Raw genomic sequence first — 21,221 nt, 5'->3', positions numbered from 1 at the left:
AGTTACTTATCAAATTCAGCCTCTTTGAGGGTCAAATATGGTTTTGCAAATGGTGACTGACAAGACATAAACAAGGTCAGCAGGAATTTTTTACATAAATGGACATGAATGTATATAACCTAAAATAAGAATAAATTTTAATAAGGGCTGCCCAAAAAGAAAAAAATGCAGTTGCCATCCTATAGATACTTGCAGAAAGGATAAAATTTACTTTTAGACCTTTTGGGATAGCCCTTATTAATACTTCAGATAAAATTCCTTAGGTTATATTTTCAATCCTTTGGACCGGGTTTCCTCCTTGGCATACAGTCCCGGACGCCCGATTATGACATGGTTGGCAACGATACTATCCGCCGGACTGCGTATCTGCGGCGGTGCATTTTCGGGATATTGCGCCTGCCTGTTCCTCACATCTTCCGCTTCCGGCTTGAGCTGTTGCCCTTCATTCTCCTTTTCTGCGACTTCGGGCGTGGGTGGCGCAAGCTCCAGCTGAATTTTTCGGTCAAGGGCGGCAAGTTCGGACTTCAACTGCTTCAGCTCGTCCTCCTTCTTCCACACCTTACCCGCTATCTCCTGTAACTGCGGTATCTCCATCTCCAGCACCTCGTTCTTCGCCTTGTACTGGTCGATGATGGAGGGTATCCTCTCCATCGCGTTGAGGAAGTTGCGGGCGGCGGCCAACGGGTCAGCCATCGCCAGATGCCCGTTGTTGTAGGTGTACTTGTAGTTCCCCTCGACCACGAAGCGGTTGTCGGTGAACTCCAATCCCTCTTTGAGTATCCTTTCGCTCACCACCTTTATCGGAAAACCGTAAAGTTCACCGACCTGCGTGTACAACCCTCCGGTCGTGGCATTCTTGGCTATCTCCTGCAAACGCTTTCCGATGACCTTCTCATCGGCGGAATCCACTCCGTCCACCTTTATTATATTAAGGCGGTTGCCCTCCTTGTCGGTCTGCACCACCGACAGGAAGCGGTTCCAGTCCTCCGTCATGGCATCTATGAAAGCCGTGTTGTTGCGCAACTCGCCGGTCTTTGACTCCAGCTTGAACTCCGAATCACGCTTGCCCTTGTTGAACGACTTGCGTTCCCCTTCGAGCGATGCGATCCGCTTTTCCAGTTTCGCCTTGTCCAACAGGTCGGTATTGCCGGAGAGCAACGCCATGTATTCCGAGAAATTCATGCCCGATTTTTCGTCCATTGCCCCCTCGTCGATGGTACGCGCACCCATCGCACCGCTTTTGAGCTGGCTTATGAAAGTCTGCTTGCAGTGCAGGAGGTTGAACTTGTAGCTGTCCAGTGACTTCTCCACCGCGTAGATGATTACATCCACGTTGTTCCCGGCGAAATGTTTGGCAATCTCATTACCTGCCCTAACTCCGCGTCCGTCACGCTGTTGCAAGTCGGACGGTCGCCACGGCGTATCGAGATGATGGATAGCCACACACCGTTTCTGGGCGTTCACACCCGTTCCGAGCATAGAGGTAGAGCCGAACAGCACACGCACCGTCCCGGCGTTCATGGCGTCTATCACCGCCTTCCGCGCCTTGTCGGTCTTGCACTCCTGAATGAAGCGCACCTCGCTTGGCGGTATACCGTAGTCCTCCGTCAGTTTGCGCTTGATTTCCGAATAGACGTTCCACCCGTCGCCCGGCTGGTATGTCCCCAAATCAGAGAAAACGAACTGCGTGCCTTTCTGGGCGTCGTATTTTTGATAATACTCCGCGATCATCTTGGCACAGTGACTCGCTTTGTTGTCGGGATGATCTTCGTAATTCGGGTCTATCATGCGCATGTCGAGTGCCATTTTCCGGGCATAGTCCGTGGCGATGAGCATCTTCGCCTTTTCTTCCGTTTCCGAAAGCGGCAGCCTGCCCAACAAGGTGGCATCGCCCGTCTTGGCGAACTGCATCAGTTTCTGTATGAAGTCCTCCTGTTCCGGCGTGGGCGGTATATGGTGCAGTATCTCGTTCTTGGCAGGACGGTCAACGCCCACATCCTCCGCCGTGCGGTAGTCCGTGATTTCATTATAGAAGGCGGCAAGCTCCGGCACTTTGATGAAGTAGCGGAAACGCTCCTTCTGGACCACATTGTTCGTCACGTTAAATTCAAAATCCGTCGTCTTCTTGGCAAATATCGCCGCCCAAGCGTCGAAACACCTTATGTCCTGCCGTTCCAGCTCCTTCGGGCGCAGGTACTTGAACAGCAGGTACAATTCAGTCAGTGAGTTGCTGATAGTCGTGCCGGAGAGGAAGGTCGCACCCAAGTCTTTTCCTGTGCGCTCCTGTATGGTGCGTATGGCAAAGAGCATGTTAAGTGCCTTCTGGCTTCCCTCGCTGTTTCCCAATCCCGCCACACGGTCGTGGCGCGTGTTGAAAGTCAGATTCTTGAACTGGTGGCTCTCATCTATGAAGATGTGGTCGATGCCCATCTGCTTGAAATCCACCACGTCGTCCGTGCGTGACTTTATGGCGTGTTCCACCTTCTCCAGCTTCGCTTCAAGGTTGTGCTTGCGCTTCTCCAATCCTTTCAGCATCGCCCGCGACACGTTCTTTCCCTGCTGCCGTAGCACTTCGAGGTTTTCCTCCACCGTGTCAAGCTCTGCTTGCAGGATGCGCTGCTGCAATTCCGGCGACTGCGGTATCTTGCCGAACTGGTCGTGCGACATGATGACGCAATCGTAGTCGTTGTTCTTTATATTATTGAAGAAGCGCACACGGTTGGCGGTCGAAAAGTCCTTCTCCGAAGCGTACAGAATACGTGCGTTGGGATATGCCGCCTGATAGGTGGCTGCAATCTCCGCAACGTTGGCTTTCAGCCCGATAATCATCGGCTTGTGTGCCAAATTCAGACGCTTCATCTCATGCGCGGCGATGCACATTATCAGCGTCTTACCGGTTCCCACCTCGTGGTCGCAAATTCCGCCGCCGTTCTGTTTCAACATCCAGACGCAATCCATCTGTGAGGGATAGACGCTCTTGATACCCCGGCTTGCCAGCCCTTTCAGGTTGAGGTCGGGAAAGGTCTGATGGGAGCCGTCGTAGCGCGGGCGCACGAAACAGTTGAACTTGCGGTTATACATCGTCACAAGCCGCTCCTTGAACTGCGGCGACTGCTCTTCGAGCCATTCGGAGAAGCCGTTTCGTATCTCGTCAATCTTGGCGTTGGCGAGTTGTATTCCCTCGCTGTCGCGCATCTTGATGTCGTTGCCATGCTCGTCCTTGCCGATGGACTTCATCATGTCAGGGCAGGTGTTGTGCAGGGCGTGTTTTAGGAGGTGCATACCGTCATAGTTCCGGTAATACCCCTTCACCAGAAACTCGTCCGTGATTTTCATGGTGCGGTAGCCGCACACCACCGAAAACTCGTCCATGCTTGCGGAATAGGCGATTTTCACCTCCGTGTCGAACAGCCGGCTCATGTAGGCGGCATAGACACCCGTCGGAATCCAGCGTTCCCCGAAATTGAAGTCCAGATCCTCGAAGGCGATGCGCTGCGGCTCGGCATCTTTCAGAGCCTCCAACGCCTGCTTCACCTCCGGCATACGCTCATTTTCGGGATTGTCACCCATCCATGCCTCTATGCGTTCCGCTTTCTCTATGACATTTCCGGCGATGAAACGGTCTTTGATTTCGTAACCGGTCACGAGCGGATTGTAGTAGATGCGCCCTTGCAGGGCAGTGAGCAAATCCTCCGCCGTGCTGTCGGTTATCTCCCGCATATAGTCGAGATTGACCGTACCATATTTGTTGAGCGACGCAGACAGGGCTTCTTCGGGAGAGCCTACGTTGGCATGGCTCTCCACCGCGAAGGAAACAGGATGCTCGAAGATGTCCGCCTTGACGAACTTTCCGTTTTCCATCCGTTCCAGCGAAAGGATGTCGCGCCCGCCCGCATCCATCATCACTAACTTCACGTTCTGCTTGGCGTTGAGGTTGCCGTAGCGCATGACAAACTCATCGTAACAGGTATTCAGATGCTCTCGCCACGGAACATTTGCCTCGCGCCGGAGCGATTCATAACGGTACAGACGCTCGTAGGCGTCACGCAGCGACACATACAACAACGCCTTTTCCTTCTGGTATCCTTTCAGGTCGAGCGGCTGGAATGTCGCCCCGTATGGCGTGATGTCTTTCAGGTAGCCGATGTTATGACGCCCCCGGTCAGCCACCAGCGACCCTTCGCGCAGGTGCATCTCCGGCGTGCGGTGGTAGGCACGCGGAGAAAGGTCCACGACTTCCTCCTTCGGCTTTTCCGCTTCGATGTCGGGGAAAAGGAAAGTCCCCACCGCTTCCGATGGGGTATCTGTAACGGCAGGTGCGGCGACTGCCTCCGGCTGTGTTTCCTCCTGTCGTGGCTGCTCACGGGAAGTTTCCGGCACGGCTTTCACTTCCGTCTTTTCCGCCACTTGTTTCTCGTTATGCTGCCTTGCCAGTTCCCGAAGTTCTTTCCTACGCTCCGGCGTCAAACCCATCATCATTTCATAGAAACCGTTGATGGGAGGATTGGTATCCCAGTCCAGTGTGGCATAGATGTCGTCCGGGTCGGCAGGCTTGGCGGTGTTCTCCGCTTTCACCTCCTTATTCTCCATTGCGGGTTTTGCAGTTGGAGCTGTCGGTGTAACCGTGACTTTCGGTTTGGGCGGAGTGGACTTTGCCGTAACTGCCTTTTTCACCGTCTTTTTCTTTTTGGAGGTTTTCGGTTGGCTGACCTCTTCCGTCATCCCCCAGAGGTCAAGCAGGGTGAGCTGCACGCCTGCGGAATATTGCGGGCGCGGTTCTATCTCCGGCTTTTCATCTGCGGGTTGCGGCTTTTCTGTCGGAGTTTCCACCGTCTGCGCCGAGGATACTGTTTCCAATTTTATGGCAGGACGCTCTACTTTATTTTGAACGGCAACTTTTTCTTCCGTTCCTGCCTGCCGGATTGAACCCGAATACAAGCGCATGGCAAGCCTGTAATGGAAATCCTCGTCGAGCATACGGCGCAAATCCCCGGCGATGCCTGCTGCCTTGCCCTCGTGCAGATAAACCATAGCGGGCTTCCCGTAGGGGTCTGTGTCAAGTTTCGCCATCGTATGCACGATGCGTTCCGGGTGGTGGATGAAATAGGCGTTGTCGGTCAGGGCGGTTTTCGTGTCCGTCTGTATCACGGTCATCAGCCGCTCGTCCTGCGACATTTCCTTCTTGCTGAGGTTCTTTTGCAGGACAATCAGGTCACTGCCCACCTCCGTGCCCGCGTTGTCCGTGAACAGGTTGTTGGGCAGGCGTATCGCGGATACCAGATTGGCCTGACTGAACAGCTCGTTACGCACGGAGGTCTTGGTGCTATTCAATACCCCTTGCGAGGTGATGAACGCCACGATACCGCCGTCACGCACGGCATCCAGTCCTTTGAGAAAGAAATAGTTGTGGATGGTTTTCTGGGCGGAGCGTCTGCCGAAAGAGTCGCTCCGCTGAAACTCCGCGTCGAACACGGCAATGTCACCGAACGGAATGTTGGACACCGCCAAGTCGAAATAATTGTTGAACGGTCTTTCGATTTTCTCAAAACCGCAGGTGCGCATTTTCTGGTCGGGATAGAGATGCCTCAAGATTGTACCCGTGAGCAGATCCTTCTCGAAAGCCATCACATCCGCATTGGGGCTGTGCCGCAGCATGGAATCCACGAACACGCCGACACCTGCCGACGGTTCGAGCATACGGGCGGGGCGGACGCTGTAATCTGCCAGCACGTCCGCGATGGTGTCGGTTATCTCTTTGGGGGTGTAGAAAGCGGTCAGCACGGACGCTTTCAGCGAATCCACAAACCGCTTGTACTCTGTTTCGTCCTTGCTGTTCTCACGGATAAGCCTGTGCAGCTCCACCGTCGGGGCGAACAGTTCGAGGTCGGATTTCGCCCACCGGACGGCATCCGTCAGTTCCTTTGCAGGGTTGAGGATACATTTCAGACCGCCGAAACCGCAGTACCTTTGAAGTATGGCACGCTCTTCGGTTGTCGCTGTCCTATTTTCCCTGTCAAGGATGAATGCCGTCCGTATCGCCTCGATGTTGTCCCGCAGTTTCTGTTTGCGGTTAAACGCCATATTCGTCTAAGTAAAGGACGGTTGCTCCCGTCAGCTCCGTGTAGAGCAGGTCGTAATCGGAAGACAGGGCGAAATTGTCATCCGAGAGGTCATAGACGGAGAACACGTTGCCGACAAGCGGCAGCAGTTTCAGGACAAAGGCTTCACGCTTCTCTTCCGGCACTTCATCGGCAAACTCGTTTTCCACGACTTCGCGGAGGATGGCGTAACGGGAATAATGCAGTCCGCGCAGCAGCGTGTCCATCGCCAGTTCCTGCGCACCATCGGCGGGATAGCCTTCAAGCCGTGCCCTCTCATACGTTTCGGCGGCACGGTCGGCCCGTTCCCGTATGAAAGCGGTGTCGTCAGCCTGTTCAAACTTGTTCGTGCGGAGATAGTCCAGCAGGTACAGACCGTAATAGGAAAAGTCGGTCTGACCCTCGTTTTTCTTCTTGTTGTTCATTACTTTGGATTTAGCGGATTGATAATTAACGGGATAATCGGTTGGAAAAAGGAAGAAAAAGGCACTCGGTATCCCTCCGAGTGCCACCACTAAATCCAAAGTATGAGTGTAATCCGGTATCGAAGAACAATTCATTACTCTGAACAAGTGGCAAAGTTAATACTATTTCTTCCGTCCTGAAAATTTCTTGTCCTTTTTAGCCTCCGGGAACACAAAAGTCGTGTTATATTCCCCGTCAAAGGCGACAACAGCATCGAAACTCTTGCCCTGTTTGCTCTTGAACCCTTTGAGCAGCTTGGTATGCCCTTCGGTGAGCAGGTCTTTGATTTCATCGTCGGACAGGGTGCGTCCCGCTTTCAGCCGGAACACGGGCAGTCCGCACTCCGTGTTGTCGCAGCGTACCACCTTGCCGTAGAACCGCATCCTGCCCGTGCCACACTTGGGACACGCGCAGCCGGAGTCACGGCTGCCGAAGAGCTTGTCGCACGAGATCAGTTCGGAGGTTATCTCACGTGTGTACGCCTCTATCTCCTTGCGGAAGGTGTCGTCGGACAGTTCCCCGCGCTCGATACGCGCCAGCTCCTTTTCCCATTCGCCCGTCATGGCAACATCGGCGATGCGCATCGTCTTGACGACGGAATTGAGGGCAAGTCCTTTTTCGGTGGGAACAAGCGACTTCTTGCAGCGTTCCATGTAACCGCGCTTGAAAAGCGTTTCGATGATGGAGGCGCGTGTGGCGGGAGTACCGATGCCACAGTCCTTCATCGCCTGCCGCAGTGCGTCGTCCTCAATTTCCTTGCCCGCCGTTTCCATTGCCGAGAGCAGGGTGGCTTCGGTATGCAGCGGCTTGGGTTTGGTCTTTCCTTCGGTAATGGACGAGCCTTTCGGTGTCAGCGTGTCGCCTTCCTGCCAGCCGGGGATGGTAATTTCCTCTTTTTCCTCGCCATAGACGGCACGCCATCCGGTTTGCTTCACGACGCTGCCTTTTACGGTAAACTCCACTCCGGCACATTCCGCCGTGACAGTGGTCACATCCTTGACGCATTTCTCAGAGAATGCCTCGACCATGCGCCCGGCAATCATCTGATAGATGGTATTGTCCTCTTTGGAGAGGAAGAGCGGTTTCTCACCCGTGACGAGCAGGGCATGGTGGTCTGTCACCTTGCCGTCGTCCACGCTGCGGCGTGTCGGGGCGGCTTTTGCCCGCACCTTGTCTTTCCATTCGGGCTGTGTGCCGATGAAAGCGAGCAGTTTGGGAATTTCGGCAAACACGTCTTCGGGGATGTAGCGGCTTCCCGTTCTCGGATAGGTTATCAACTTCTTTTCGTAGAGTTTCTGCGCGATTTCAAGCGTCTGTTCCGCCGTGAAGCCGTGCTTGGCGTTGGCTTCTTTCTGGAGCGTGGTCAGGTCGTAGAGCAAGGGAGTTTCCTCCGTCTTCTCCTTGCGCTCGGCTTTCGTGACAGTGGCGCAACCTGCCGCCTTTACCTTATTATATAGTTCCATCGCCGGTTCTTTCTCTTTCCATTTCTCGGAGGATGAGAATTTCACGACTTCGCCGTCGCAACCGTCCGTTGCGATATGGAGCTGCCAGAATGCTTCGGACGTAAAGCGGCGGTTCTCCCAGTAGCGTTCACATACCATAGCCAACGTTGGTGTCTGCACCCGCCCCACGGAATACGTGCCGTGTCCGGCGGCGATGGATAACGCCTGTGTGCCGTTGATGCCCACGAGCCAGTCGGATTCGCTCCGCGCTTTGGCGGCGAGGTAGAGGTTGTCGTATTTGCTGCCGTCTTCGAGTTTCCGCAGTCCCTCGCGGATAGCTTTGTCGGTGAGAGAGCTGATCCACAGGCGCACGAAAGGAGTGGTGCAACCCGTATAGTGGTAGAGGTAGCGGAAGATAAGCTCTCCCTCGCGTCCGGCATCGGTCGCCACGATGATATGTTCGCTTGTGTCGAACAGTCTTTTGATGACTTTTATCTGCGACACCACGCCGCTGTCGGGCTTGTAACCTTTCTCCGTCCTGACCTGACGGGGGACGAGCGTGAATGTGTCGGGAATAATCGGGAGGTTGTCACGGACAAATCCGCGCACGCCGTAGCCGTCGGGCATGGCAAGCTGAACGAGGTGTCCGAATGCCCATGTCACGGCATAACCGCCTCCCTCGAAATATCCTTCCTCTCTCTTTGTCGCGCCCACGATGCGGGCGATTTCACGTGCCACGGAGGGCTTTTCTGCAATGATTGTCTTCATGTCTTCTTCTTTTTTGTTGATACTTTGGATTTTATTTTGGATTCAGTGGCGGACACGGGATTACATTTTCATGCCCTTGCCCGTTTTCTTCTGCGGCTTCTCCTGCTGCTGTTGCTGGCGGGCGTCCTTCGGGTTGGTCTGACCTTTCTGCAACGGCTCTCTCAGATTCTTTGTAGCCTCGTTGGTCTTGCCATCGTTGTTCACCGCCACCTGCGTGCGGCTCTCGTTGGACGGAGCAACCTGCTGTGCATTGTCAGGGTTCGTGTCGTAGCGGTACGGGCGTCCCTTCTCCGGGTTGAACTTGATATACATCGTGGCATGGAAGCCCTGCTTGTCGGTCACGTTCTCCAGCTTCACGGCTTTACCCGCCACATAGTCGGCTTTCTGCTGGTCGGTGAAGCTCACGCCGCTCCATTTGCTGATGGGGCGGATGCTGCCGTCCTCGTTCGTCCACGTGTTGCGGCGTTGCTCCTTCTTGGTCTGTGCGGCATTTTCCCCGCCCTGCGCCTGACTTTTCGATGTGTCGCCTTTGGTTTCCTGTGTCTGTGCGGTACGGGGCGACTTGCCGGTTCCCGGCACGAACTCCACGCCGCGCTGCTCCACGTTCACTTGCAGGGTGGTGACGAACTTTCTGCCGTCGTTGCGCTCGATGAGCTTGTCGCGTACGGGCAGTCCGGCGCGGAGCATGTCCCGCTCCTGCGTGGTGATTTCCGTCTTGCCGATGCGCTCCGGGATGCGCACCCTGCTTGCCGGAATGTCCGTGATTTCATTCGTCTTGCGGTCGATGCTGATGTAGGAGGGGATGATCTCGCCCGTTTCCCTGTCCACAATGTCCACGACCCTACCGAGATTGCCCGTTTCGCGGAGGTTCTTCCGGTCATTGTCGGAGAATTTGTGTTCCTTGTACTCATCCAGCTTCTGCTCCTTGCGGATGAAGTGCGGCACGAGGCTGATGTTTCCCTCACCGTCCTTCTTGAAGGAGAGGCGGGCGTCCAGCTCGAATGATTCGCCGCCGAAGGTCGGTTTGACCTTTACCAAGTCGGACTTGCCATAGTTGAGCATCTTCGTAAGGTCGCCGGACTTTTCAAGGTTGTCCCGCTTTACGCCCCATCTGTCCTCCAGCTCCTGCCAGTTGATTTTACTCTCGTCGATGGGCTGGTAGCCACGTTTGCCCTGCATCTGTTCGGATTTGTCCTGTTGCTGTTCTTTCCGTTGTTCCATGTTCTCCTGTTTTTGAGGTTCTTGTTTCTCTGTCTGTTGTGCTGCCATCTCTTCCTGCACCTTCTTCTCATAGTCGGAGGTGTCCACCTTGTGAGGGGCGAGCAGCTCCTTGTTCGCTTCGGGGTCTTTCAGCAGTTGCTTCATCACCTCTAAGAGATTTTCAGCTTGGTCTGCCGCAATGCGGTAGAAACCGAAGCGGCTGGGTTCCTTGCACTGCCGGAAGAAGTTCTTGAAGAAGTTGTCCAGCACGTCGCCATGTCGGTCGAATTGCAGGAAACTCTGCGCGTTCTCCGCTTTTGCGGGGGTGCGCTTGGGTGTGCCGTCCGCGTTCAGCCCGGCTACCACGCTGATCTCGCCTGTCTTCTCGTCACGGACTACCAGCACGTCCTTTTCGTCTTTTTTCTTTGCCATCTGAAAAATGTTTTAATGGGTTATTTATGAAAGAAATTATGGATACGAGCCTTGTAGAAGGCTATATCTTCCTTTTTGAAGTCCTTGATATGGTTGGAAAGGAATGTCAGCACGTCCTCCTCGCTGTAATAGGTCTTCTTGCCCAGCGTCTTGTAGGGCAATGCGCCTACGCTGCGGTAGCGTTGGAGGGTGCGTTTGCTTATCTGGAGCAACATGCACAAATCCTGATTGTCGAAAAGGCGGATGCTTTCCGTGATAGTGGGCTGTTTCCCCTCAGCCTTCATCGCCAGCAGCAGTTCGTCCTGACGGTCGAGCCGTTCCATCAGCTTCTGCATCCAGCCCTCGAAGTTGTTTCGTGTGAGCAGTTCCATGACCTATGTCCTCCTTCCTTTTGGTTTGCCGCCCGTGCGCAGCGTGTGGTTGTGGAACAGGGTGTCTATTGTCCCTTCCTCGTTCCTTACTGTGTTGTCCTCCAATAGCCGCAGTATCTCGGAAAGGCGGTAGCGGCAGCTTCCGCGTACCACCACATACTCGATACGGTGGTCGGTGCGCATACGCTGCATGGTGCGCTTGCTCACGTTGAGCATCTTCGCCGCCTGTGCCGTGTCAAGCAGCTTGTCTTCGGTTTCCCGCTTCCGTTTCTTCTCGTCCCTTGCCTCGCGGATGTACCCTGCGATGTTCGCAATCTGCGCCATCATCTCCTTGTAGGCGGAACTTTCCATTGTTATCACTTTCATGTTCAGTCCTTTCTTTTTGTTTCTGCGACAAAATTCGGCAATAAACAAAAGGGGCTTTAACAACTCACTACGTGACTCACGTAAGATTTTTGCGGAAGATGGCTCCGTAACCCGGTCAAACGGCGCAACAGGCAGCCTTTCAGCGGAAAACGATACGTCTTGTATGCCGTTTCGTTACCTTTGCGGCAAACTCTAAATGACATGAATATGGAAATAGTATCTATCGAGAAAAAGACTTTCGAGATGATGGTGGCGGCATTCGGCGCACTCTCGGAGAAGGTCGCCGCCCTGAGGCGCAAAAGCGACACGGGGCGCATGGAAAGATGGCTCACGGGCGAGGAGGTCTGCGGGCAGTTGAGAATAAGCCCGCGCACGTTGCAGACGCTGCGTGACAGGCGGCTTATCGGCTACTCGCAGATAAACCGCAGGTTCTATTACAAGCCAGAGGAGGTGAAGCGGCTGATACCGCTTGTCGGCACGCTCTATCCGCACGGCAGATGATTTGATTTATTCACCCACTGAATCCGAAGTTATGATGAACGAGAACAACGATGTTTTTACGATGGAAGACGAGCCGATAGCCTCTGTGGTGCAGGATATGCGCAAAGGCTCGAAATGGCTGTCCGCATTTCTGGAAAGCTACCGTCCTCCGCTGGACGGGGAACGTTACCTGACGGACGGCGAGGTGTCGGAACTGCTCCGTGTGAGCCGGCGCACCTTGCAGGAATACCGCAACAACCGCGTGTTGCCCTTCATACTTTTGGGAGGGAAGGTGCTTTACCCGGAAACGGGGCTGCGCGGGGTACTGGAAGCGAACTACCGCAAGCCGCTGGAGTGAGGCGGTTTCATGAAAAAGTAAACGGGTGACACCTTTTGTGGTGCTACCCGTTTACTTGTCTTATGGGGTATGTGCAATCAGCAATACCCGGCTTTTCCGTTCTGTATGAACATCACGTATGTCTGCCGTTTCTCTTGTGAGAGTGCCTTTCCCACCAGCCATGTGCGGAACAGGTGGGTGTTGTAGGTATTCACCCTGAAAGCGACCGGGATGATGATTTCAAGGGCGTACACGTCCGCGTGCAGCCCGTTTTCAAGCTGCATGTAGCGGCACACCTCGTAGTCGTTCAGCACGTCCGACTTGCGGACGGCTCTGATGGCGGCGTTCACTGCCGGGACGGTCGTATGGAACAATCCGGCTATTTCGGTGGCGGTCATCCACACGTCGTTACCGGTTACGCTGACTGCCTTGTCCTCGATGATGATTGTGTCACGTTTCATGGCTTCTCTTTTTAGATGGTGCAACCTGCAAATTCCTCGATGCCGTTCAACCTTGCGGCAAGGTTCTCCATGTCCTGATTGAGCTTCTCTTTGGTTATCTTTGCGTAAATCTGCGTCGTCTTTATGCTCTTGTGTCCGAGCATGGAGCTGACCGTTTCGATGGGAACACCGTTGGAGAGGAATATCGTCGTGGCTGCCGTGTGGCGGCTCTGATGCCACGTGATATGCTTGGTGATGCCGCAACGCTTGGCGACGGCACGGATACCGGCAAGGCACGTGTTATAATGCGGAACGGGAAATATCCTGCCGTCCCCGCACAGTCCCCGGTATTTGCCGATTATGCGGTTGGCGATGTCGAGCAGGCGGATGTTGGACACCACGCCCGTTTTCTGGCGGTTGATGTTTATCCACTCGTGTTCGTCGAAGTAGGTGCGGATATTCTCTTCCGTAAGGTTGCGCATATCCGCGAACGACAGCCCCGTGAAGGCGCAGAACAGGTAGAGGTCGCGGTACAATTCCTGTTTGGCGTTTTTCAGTTTCCCCTCCATCAGCAGGCGGATCTCATCTTTGGTCAGGAAACTGCGTGTTGTTTCCTCCTTCTTGATTTCATACTCGCGGAACGGGTCGCGCGTCAGCCACTCGTTGTTGATGGCGATGAATACCATCGTCCGTAACGGGCAGACGTACAGCCACACGGTATTGGTGCAGCAGTGCTTGTCCGTGCGCAGGAACATCTCGAAGTCGGAGATGAAAGCCGGGGTAAGCTCTTTTAGGGCGATGTCCTTCACATGGTAGCGGATGTCGAGGAACTCTTGCATGTGCTTGTAAACGGTGCGGTACTTCAGCAGCGTGCCTTTGGCTTTCATGCCTGCCTCCACCTGCTTCTCGTAGTCCTCGTTGTGCTGGCGGAACACCTGCATCAGCGTGTGGTAGCGGTGTTCCAGTCCGAGAAAGGCGTTCTTCACCTTCTCCGCCGTGACGAAGTTGTCACGCTCCATGATTTCCTGATAATGCCTGTTGATGCGTACCCGCATCTTGTCAAGCATACGGTTCGTTTCGAGTGCCGCCGTGCTTCTGCCCGTGACACGTCCACCTTTGGTGTCCCACAGTTTCGGATCGACAGTCAGTTTGCAGCTGAACTGCGTCTGGCTGCCGTCCACCGTGATGCGTCCCATGACGGGAACTGTCCCGTCCTTTTTCACTACCTGACGCTTGAGGTAGTAGATTACTGAAAATGTACTCTTCATTGTCCTTAATTTTTGGGTTTCAAAATTAGTTGGTGAAGAGTCCGGTGTTGGTACGCAAAACGGGGAGGAACGGCGCAATCTTTTTCCGTAACCTGATTTTTCGCATGAGTTATGGATAACTCACTATTCCTTAGAGCCTTGTTTCGCTATTCGTACCCGTTTGTCGCATTTTCGGGCATGGTTACGAACAAGTAACGTAGCGGCGTCAGGATTTGGCTTCGGCAGGGATTGTAATGGCTTCACGGATTATCGCCACTTCAACCAAAACCCTTGTAACTCAATTCTATCACTATATCTTTCCGCATTTCACTTTTTTGTAGTAACTTTGCATTACCTAAGTTGAAGGAGGCTGCCGGTTCACACTTCGCTGTCATCATAGACGAAGCGCATACAGCCTTTGGCAAGCAAGCATCGCACAATGTGCGTCAAGTTCTCACCGACAAGAATGAACTTCGCGAAACAGTAGAAGAGTTTGGAATTGAGAGCCGTGAAGCCGAGAACAATATGCAAGACCAAATGTTGGCCGAACTGCAAGCTGCCCGCAGCATCAATAGCGGCCATATCAGTTACTTTGCTTTCACAGCCACACCAAAGTCACAGACTTTTGCACTCTATGGCCGTAACGGAAAGGCATTCGACACCTATTCCATGAAACAAGCCATCGAGGAAGGCTTTATCCTTGACGTGCTGAAAAACTATACCACCTTCCAGACCATGTTTGAGCTGGTAAGCAAGATAGACCTTCCTGAAGACACACCTGAATACGAAAAGCAGAACGCACTCCGTTTGATGATGCAATATGTGAACCAGCACCCATACGTCATCAACTACAAAGCCAATATGATGGTAGACTACTTCATGCAGCACTCTGCCCAAAAGATGAAAGGGCAGGCCAAAGCCATTGTAGTGACTTCCAGCCGCGCCAACGCCATATTGTTCCACCAAGCCATCACACGCCGGTTGAAAGAGAAATACAATGGCGAGATAAAAGCACTTGTGGCATTCAGTGGTGAAGTAGAAATCAATGGCAACAAATATACAGAGGAGAAAATAAACGGCTTCGGAATCAAAGACAACGGCATTGCCGTTGAATTCAAACAGCCTAATCAAAGGTTCTTAGTCGTAGCCGACAAGTTCCAGACCGGATTCGACCAGCCTTTACTCCATACTATGTTTGTAGACAGAAAGCTAGGCGGTGTGCAGTGCATCCAAACGCTGAGTCGTTTGAACCGCTGCCATCCCGACAAGCAAGATACCCTGATTATCGACTTCGTAAACAAACACGAAGACATAAAGGCTGCATTCGAGCCCTACTATGATACGACCTGGTTGCAAGGAAACTATAACCCGTCGAACATCTATGAATATAAGAATGACATCGAGCGCAGGAAACTCTTTACACAGAACGATATAGATAAGGTGGTAACCTTATTGCTCTGCGGAGATGAACAACAGATAGCCGGCATTCCATCTATCTTAGGACAACTGGTAAACGAATATGTGAAACCGTTACCTGAAGAGGAACAGGAACTCATCCGCAAGGAAGTGAACCGTTACATCCGCCAGTACGGATTGCTTGCTCAGTTAATGAAATTCCTTGATCCTGACTTGGAACGTTTCTACATGTTCTGCAAGCTCTACTACAAATACCTGCCTTATACTAAGGAGACTTTGCCACTGGACATCTTGGAAAAGATTGACCTCGACAAGTATCGTATCCAGCTGGCAGAACAGGGCTGTATCACATTAGAAGGAGAAGATGGTGAACTGACGCCTCCAAGTACTGCTGGCATTAGCGGCGGGGAGAAGGAGTTTGATCATCTCGATCATCTCATCCACATGATGAACGAGCCTTATGAAGGTTTTCTTAACGAAAATGACCAGATCATCCTTGAGTTGCTGCGCCAGTTGAGAAATGACCCCAACATAAAGCAGGCATTCAGCGCAGAAAACTCTCGTTCCAGCCTGTTGAAGATGGTAGAAAAGGAGTTCAACAAAAAAGTCGCAACACAGTTAGGCAAGTATATCAACTTGAAGAAACTGCTCAACAGCAACCAAGCATTCAATGAGGAATTCTTAAACATGCTGGTAACCTTCCTGGGGCAAAGTTTCCATACAAGTAACGTGCTTGAATATAATGAGGAGTTGCTTAAAGATGTGATGTTTGAGAAACTAGAAGATACTTTCAGTGAACTCTGCGGACACGGCTATCGTGAACTTGAAGAAGTGCTCGATTGTCTTTTCGCCATCTTGAAGACCCATACTGTGAAAAACTTGGATGGTCTGAACACCATGATTCCAAATCAATTGAACAAGTTCTATCGTGGTGAGAACGAGCCGGTAGACTTGAAAGTGATATTCGCAGCATTGTTGCCCAAGTATGAGGCATTCCTCCGCAAACTCTATTACCTGAAAGAGGGAGAACAATTTATGTCTACAAAAGGTGCAGACGGTTGGGTGGCCATTGTAAAGACTTTCCATGAAATAGATAACCTCTACTATAATCATGGCAAAAATCCGAAATTGAACACTTTTGAAACCTACTACAAGTGTATTTCAAAGTGGAGAAACGAGAACGTTCACCATGCTCCGGAACTCCCCGATGCAGAGGTTGCTCCAGCCATCCACATGGTGGTCAGCATGTATATCTATGCCGTAATGGTCAGCATTACAGACTTGGAAATGGCAGGTTGTGAACTTGACAATTCGGGAGTCACCGTTCCTGTTATGTATCCTTCAGCTCCTGCAGCCTCTTACGAAATGGATACTTACAGCAGGGATAATTCCGAAGAGGATGAGCCTGTCCAAAAGGTGGCAGAGTGTCCTATTAACAAGATGAACGAAGAAGAGAAGATGGACCTTTTGAAACGCAGCATTCTGAAAGCGCAAAGTTACACTCCGCTATTCACCAAAAAGCGTCATTGGATGTCAATCTATAAGATGGCAGCGCACAAGAACATCATCATCGACGGCGATTATGCATACTTTGTACAACGTATCGGCATGATGGATCTGAAAAATATGCCTGACGGTTTATCCGCAAACTATCTGGACCGTATGAACAAAGGTGTTTTTGCTGATGACCTCAGCGAATGGACAAGTACCGGCTTAAGCGGCATGAAACGATCTGAGTTCACCGACATCAAGGAAACCGCAGAGAAATTCGGCGAAATCATAGACGAAACCAGACATAACGAATAAACCAGAAAGACTAATCCGGACAGAAGACATTGAAAACTTTATGCCATGACAGACAGGGCGTTATTCCGCATGGAAAAGTGAAATTTATAGTAGCTGTGCGGCAAGAATGCACAGTTGCTATTTTACTTTGTACCAAAATAAAAAACAGTCATAAAACAGAAGGCGATGGCAACAAATAAAAACGCGATGGCTCGATACAGAGCTTTAGACAAATGCTTTAGCAGCAGAACCAGAAAATACTACATGAACGATCTCATCGAGGCCTGCCGTATGGCACTTGAACGACAGAATGGTGATAGCGGTTCAAAAGGTGCCGAAGGAGTACAGCGTCGTCAAATCTTTGACGATATGAACGATATGGAATTGATGTACGGAGTCATTATCGACAGAATCCAAGACGGCCATAAAAAGTATTACCGCTATGCAGTCGGTTCAAAGACTATGGCCGAATCCGGTCCTTCCCAAGAAGAAATGGATTGTATACTCGAAGCCGCCGCCATCATGAAACGCTTTGAAGGTGTTCCTCAGTTCGACTGGCTGGATGACCTGGAAAAGAAACTTTATACCACTTCAAAACTAGGCAGTGAGACTCAAAAGGCAGTCAGTTTCCAGCACAACCAATACCTTACAGGTATAGACAAATGGTACAAGCCCATATTCGAAGCTATTGTAGCAAAGAAAGTAATAGAAATAAATTACCATCCATTCGGTAAAGATGTCAGAACAGTTGTGGTGAGCCCCTATCACTTGAAACAGTACAATAATCGCTGGTTCTTGGTGGCGAAACGCAAAGACTTCGATAAAATGTCCAACTATGCGATAGACCGGATTGAAGGAATAAAGGAAACGACCCGAACCTTTGAGCCTCTGGACAATGACTTTGATTTTGAAGAGTTCTTTAGTGACGTGGTCGGCGTTTCCGTAGTTGAAGGCGCCCCTGTGGAAAATGTCATTTTGCACGTTACCGACCAGGCGCGGAATTACATTACAACAAAGCCGCTGCATGAGTCTCAATCTGTGCTAAACAGCAAACAAGCCGACGGCAAATGGGAGGTTCGACTGAAAGTACAAGACAACTATGAATTACGTTCACTTCTACGTTCCTTTGGCGATAGCGTTGAGGTAATGGCTCCGGTTACCTTACGTCAAGAAATGAAAGAAATGGCACAGCGTGTTCTCCAAATGTATAAAGACTAAACCTGTATACTATGAAGATACTATACCTGTAAGCGACAATTATCACTATTCTATTAGTATTGAATAATAATTATTTTACTTAAAACAAATCCGGAGAGCCTCCCATAGCACATGCCATCGCTGTATTTCTAAAATCAACAATATATTATACTGAGTTTATATAACTTTATGTCACTAAACATATTCTCAAACTTATAGTATTCCAGTAGTTTTGCTATCTTTGTGACAAAACACTTACATACTATGACTATCACTTTATCCAATGACTTACCTGCCTATCCTACATTCACGGAAGGCATCCGCCGCGCTCCCGACCGGGGCTACCGCTTGACACCCGCCCAAACGGAAACGGCGTTGAGGAATGCATTGCGGTACATTCCTGTGGAACTGCATGAGCAACTCGCTCCCGAATTGACGGACGAATTACTTACCAGGGGCAAAATATACGGTTACCGTTTCCGGCCCGAAGGTGATTTGAAAGCAAAGCCCATTGACGAATACAAAGGGAATTGCATCGAAGGGAAAGCATTCCAAGTCATGATAGACAACAACCTTTCATTTGATATCGCCCTTTATCCTTACGAACTGGTGACATACGGCGAAACCGGACAAGTTTGTCAGAACTGGATGCAATACCGGCTTATCAAGCAGTATCTGGAGATAATGACCAATGAACAGACCCTGGTGGTAGAAAGCGGCCATCCTTTGGGCTTATTCCAATCACATCCCGAAGCCCCCCGCGTCATCATCACCAACTCCATGATGGTAGGCATGTTCGACAACCAGAAAGACTGGGAAATCGCCGCGCAGATGGGAGTAGCCAATTATGGACAGATGACGGCCGGAGGCTGGATGTACATCGGTCCCCAAGGCATTGTACACGGCACATTCAACACCTTATTAAATGCCGGCCGCATGAAATTAGGAGTACCTCAGAACGGTAACCTGAACGGCCATCTTTTCGTATCCTCCGGATTAGGCGGAATGAGTGGCGCACAACCCAAAGCGGCAGAGATAGCCGGAGCAGTGGCCATCATAGCCGAAGTAGATTATTCACGCATAGAAACCCGCCACCGCCAAGGGTGGGTACAGCATATCACATCCGATTTGTCTGAAGCCTACCGGCTGGCTACCGATGCCATGGCCCGACGAATCCCCTGCTCCATAGCCTACCATGGCAATGTAGTCAATCTGTTGGAGTATGCGCTACATCACAACATCCACATCGAACTTCTCAGTGACCAGACTTCCTGCCATGCCGTTTACGAAGGCGGTTATTGTCCTGCAGGTATCTCATTCGAAGAACGTACCCGTATGCTGAAAGAAGACAGAGAAACTTTTGATAAAATGGTGGACGAAACTTTGCGCCGCCATTTCCATGTTATCAAGGAACTGGTGGCACGGGGCACTTATTTCTTCGATTATGGCAATTCTTTCATGAAAGCGATTTATGACGCTGGAGTGAAAGAAATCTCACGCAATGGAACAGACGAGAAGGATGGATTCATCTGGCCGTCCTATGTAGAGGATATCATGGGACCCCAACTTTTCGATTATGGTTACGGCCCCTTCCGCTGGGTATGCCTGAGCGGAAAAAAGGAAGATTTGATAAAGACCGACCATGCTGCTATGGAGTGTATCCCTAAAGATCGCCGCGGACAGGATATGGACAACTGGATATGGATTCGCGACGCCGAAAAAAATAACCTGGTGGTAGGGACCCAAGCACGAATTCTGTATCAAGACGCACTGGGACGTATGAATATCGCACTGCGTTTCAATGAAATGGTACGCCGGGGCGAGGTAGGTCCTATCATGTTGGGACGTGACCACCACGATGTAAGCGGTACCGACTCTCCTTTCCGGGAAACTTCCAATATCAAGGACGGCAGCAATGTAATGGCAGATATGGCTGTGCAATGCTTTGCCGGAAATTGTGCCCGGGGCATGAGCCTTGTCGCTTTGCACAATGGAGGTGGTGTAGGTATAGGTAAAGCCATCAATGGCGGATTCGGAATGGTATGCGACGGCAGTGAACGGGTAGACCGTATTCTCCGCTCATCCATGTTATGGGATGTAATGGGAGGAGTGGCACGCCGTTCGTGGGCACGCAACCCTCATGCCATGGAAACTTCGGCGGAGTTCAACGAAAGCCATGCCGATGGTTATCATATCACCCTGCCGCATCTAGCAGAAGACTCATTAATCAATAAAATATTAAAAGATAAAGGAATTAAATAAGTGATATTATGAACTGGACAAAAATTATGGAATGCGTCCCCAACTTCAGCGAAGGACGTGACTTACAAAAAATAGACGAGATTGTATCTCCGTTTCGTGCCAAGGCAGGCGTAAAATTATTGGATTATAGTAACGATGAAGACCACAACCGGCTGGTAGTTACCGTCGTTGGAGAACCGGACGCCTTGAAAGAAGCTGTGATAGAAGCTATCGGTATAGCAGTAGAACTAATTGACCTGAACCATCACCAAGGACAGCACCCCCGTATGGGAGCTGTAGATGTAGTTCCATTCATTCCCATCAAAGGATGTACCATGGAAGATGCTATAGCGGTGTCCAAAGAAGTGGGACAACGGGTGGCCTCTCAATATAATCTCCCTGTATTCTTATATGAAAAATCAGCTAGTGCACCACATCGTGAAAATCTTGCTGTCATCCGTAAAGGAGAATTCGAAGGAATGAAGGAAAAGATTCACCAACCCGAATGGCATCCCGATTTTGGTCCTGCGGAACGTCACCCCACTGCTGGAACTGTAGCCATCGGAGCCCGTATGCCCTTAGTTGCCTACAATATAAATCTCAATACTCCCAGCCTAGAAATAGCGCATGACATTGCCAAGAAAATCCGTTTTATCGGTGGCGGACTGCGCTATTGCAAGGCCATGGGCGTGGAACTGAAGGATCGGGGTATCACTCAGGTATCCATGAATCTCACCGACTATAGTAAAACCGCTATCTACCGGGCATTCGAAATGGTACGTTTTGAAGCCAAACGCTACGGAGTAAGCATCATCGGCAGCGAAATCGTAGGACTTGTTCCTATGGAGGCCTTGATAGACACTGCCTCTTACTATCTGGGATTGGAAAACTTCTCCATGCAACAAGTGCTGGAAGCACGTATCATGGAATAAACAA

Annotated in this window: 14 protein-coding genes; 6 read left to right on the top strand and 8 right to left on the bottom strand. The window is 51.2% G+C overall.

Annotated features, from left to right (window positions below; genetic code table 11):
- Positions 1 to 264: 264 nt before the first annotated feature.
- From AB5935_RS13660 to AB5935_RS13635, 6 genes are read right to left on the bottom strand one after another with little or no spacing between them, the layout of a single operon-like run.
- A complete protein-coding gene (locus AB5935_RS13660; RefSeq protein ID WP_004291462.1) occupies positions 265 to 6,081 on the bottom strand; it encodes an N-6 DNA methylase in 5,817 nt (1,938 codons plus the stop codon).
- Entirely contained in the window at positions 6,071 to 6,658 is a 588-nt protein-coding gene (locus tag AB5935_RS13655) for a DUF1896 domain-containing protein (RefSeq protein WP_004291461.1), read from the bottom strand. The genes AB5935_RS13660 and AB5935_RS13655 overlap by 11 nt, the downstream gene beginning before the upstream one ends.
- Before the next feature lie 27 nt (positions 6,659 to 6,685).
- Positions 6,686 to 8,773, bottom strand: coding sequence for a type IA DNA topoisomerase (topB, locus tag AB5935_RS13650; RefSeq protein ID WP_004291456.1), 2,088 nt, complete (start codon positions 8,771 to 8,773; stop codon positions 6,686 to 6,688).
- A gap of 60 nt (positions 8,774 to 8,833) precedes the next feature.
- Positions 8,834 to 10,405, bottom strand: coding sequence for a DUF3945 domain-containing protein (locus AB5935_RS13645; RefSeq protein ID WP_004291455.1), 1,572 nt, complete (start codon positions 10,403 to 10,405; stop codon positions 8,834 to 8,836).
- Between the two features lie 20 nt (positions 10,406 to 10,425).
- The gene (locus AB5935_RS13640) at positions 10,426 to 10,776 is read right to left on the bottom strand and encodes a helix-turn-helix domain-containing protein (protein WP_004291454.1); all 351 of its coding nucleotides are present in this window, start codon (positions 10,774 to 10,776) and stop codon (positions 10,426 to 10,428) included.
- 3 nt (positions 10,777 to 10,779) lie between these two features.
- A complete protein-coding gene (locus AB5935_RS13635) occupies positions 10,780 to 11,142 on the bottom strand; it encodes a helix-turn-helix domain-containing protein (protein ID WP_004304264.1) in 363 nt (120 codons plus the stop codon).
- 201 nt (positions 11,143 to 11,343) lie between these two features.
- Here AB5935_RS13635 and AB5935_RS13630 point away from each other — a divergent pair, with 201 nt between their 5' ends.
- Positions 11,344 to 11,643 carry a helix-turn-helix domain-containing protein gene (locus tag AB5935_RS13630; RefSeq protein ID WP_004291426.1) on the top strand — a complete coding sequence of 100 codons (300 nt, stop codon included), beginning with the start codon at positions 11,344 to 11,346 and terminating at the stop codon, positions 11,641 to 11,643.
- Positions 11,644 to 11,674: 31 nt separating this feature from the next.
- Complete coding sequence (locus AB5935_RS13625; RefSeq protein ID WP_004291424.1) at positions 11,675 to 11,980, top strand: helix-turn-helix domain-containing protein; 306 nt, start codon at positions 11,675 to 11,677, stop codon at positions 11,978 to 11,980.
- Between the two features lie 77 nt (positions 11,981 to 12,057).
- Here the strand turns inward: AB5935_RS13625 and AB5935_RS13620 are convergent, their stop codons facing one another.
- Positions 12,058 to 12,420, bottom strand: coding sequence for a hypothetical protein (locus AB5935_RS13620; RefSeq protein ID WP_004291423.1), 363 nt, complete (start codon positions 12,418 to 12,420; stop codon positions 12,058 to 12,060).
- An 11-nt stretch (positions 12,421 to 12,431) separates the two neighbouring features.
- The gene (locus AB5935_RS13615) at positions 12,432 to 13,667 is read right to left on the bottom strand and encodes a site-specific integrase (protein WP_368242013.1); all 1,236 of its coding nucleotides are present in this window, start codon (positions 13,665 to 13,667) and stop codon (positions 12,432 to 12,434) included.
- A 339-nt stretch (positions 13,668 to 14,006) separates the two neighbouring features.
- On the opposite strand from AB5935_RS13615, the gene AB5935_RS13610 reads away from it, so the two are divergent.
- The 4 genes from AB5935_RS13610 to ftcD all read left to right on the top strand — a co-directional run bounded on the left by AB5935_RS13610 (position 14,007) and on the right by ftcD (position 21,217).
- Complete coding sequence (locus tag AB5935_RS13610; protein WP_229570797.1) at positions 14,007 to 16,868, top strand: UvrB domain 3-containing protein; 2,862 nt, start codon at positions 14,007 to 14,009, stop codon at positions 16,866 to 16,868.
- A 165-nt stretch (positions 16,869 to 17,033) separates the two neighbouring features.
- Positions 17,034 to 18,065 (top strand): helix-turn-helix transcriptional regulator, encoded by a 1,032-nt coding sequence (locus tag AB5935_RS13605; RefSeq protein ID WP_038611506.1) that lies wholly within the window; start codon positions 17,034 to 17,036, stop codon positions 18,063 to 18,065.
- A gap of 243 nt (positions 18,066 to 18,308) precedes the next feature.
- The gene (locus AB5935_RS13600) at positions 18,309 to 20,306 is read left to right on the top strand and encodes a urocanate hydratase (RefSeq protein WP_007846896.1); all 1,998 of its coding nucleotides are present in this window, start codon (positions 18,309 to 18,311) and stop codon (positions 20,304 to 20,306) included.
- Between the two features lie 8 nt (positions 20,307 to 20,314).
- On the top strand, positions 20,315 to 21,217 hold the full coding sequence (gene ftcD, locus AB5935_RS13595) for a glutamate formimidoyltransferase (RefSeq protein WP_008655302.1): 903 nt from the start codon (positions 20,315 to 20,317) through the stop codon (positions 21,215 to 21,217).
- Positions 21,218 to 21,221 lie beyond the last annotated feature (4 nt).

Origin of the sequence: Phocaeicola sp. RTP21198st1_B8_RTP21198_201120, from assembly GCF_040929485.1 — a bacterium.
GTDB lineage: Bacteria > Bacteroidota > Bacteroidia > Bacteroidales > Bacteroidaceae > Phocaeicola > Phocaeicola dorei.
This window is presented reverse-complemented; position numbering and strand designations above follow the sequence as displayed.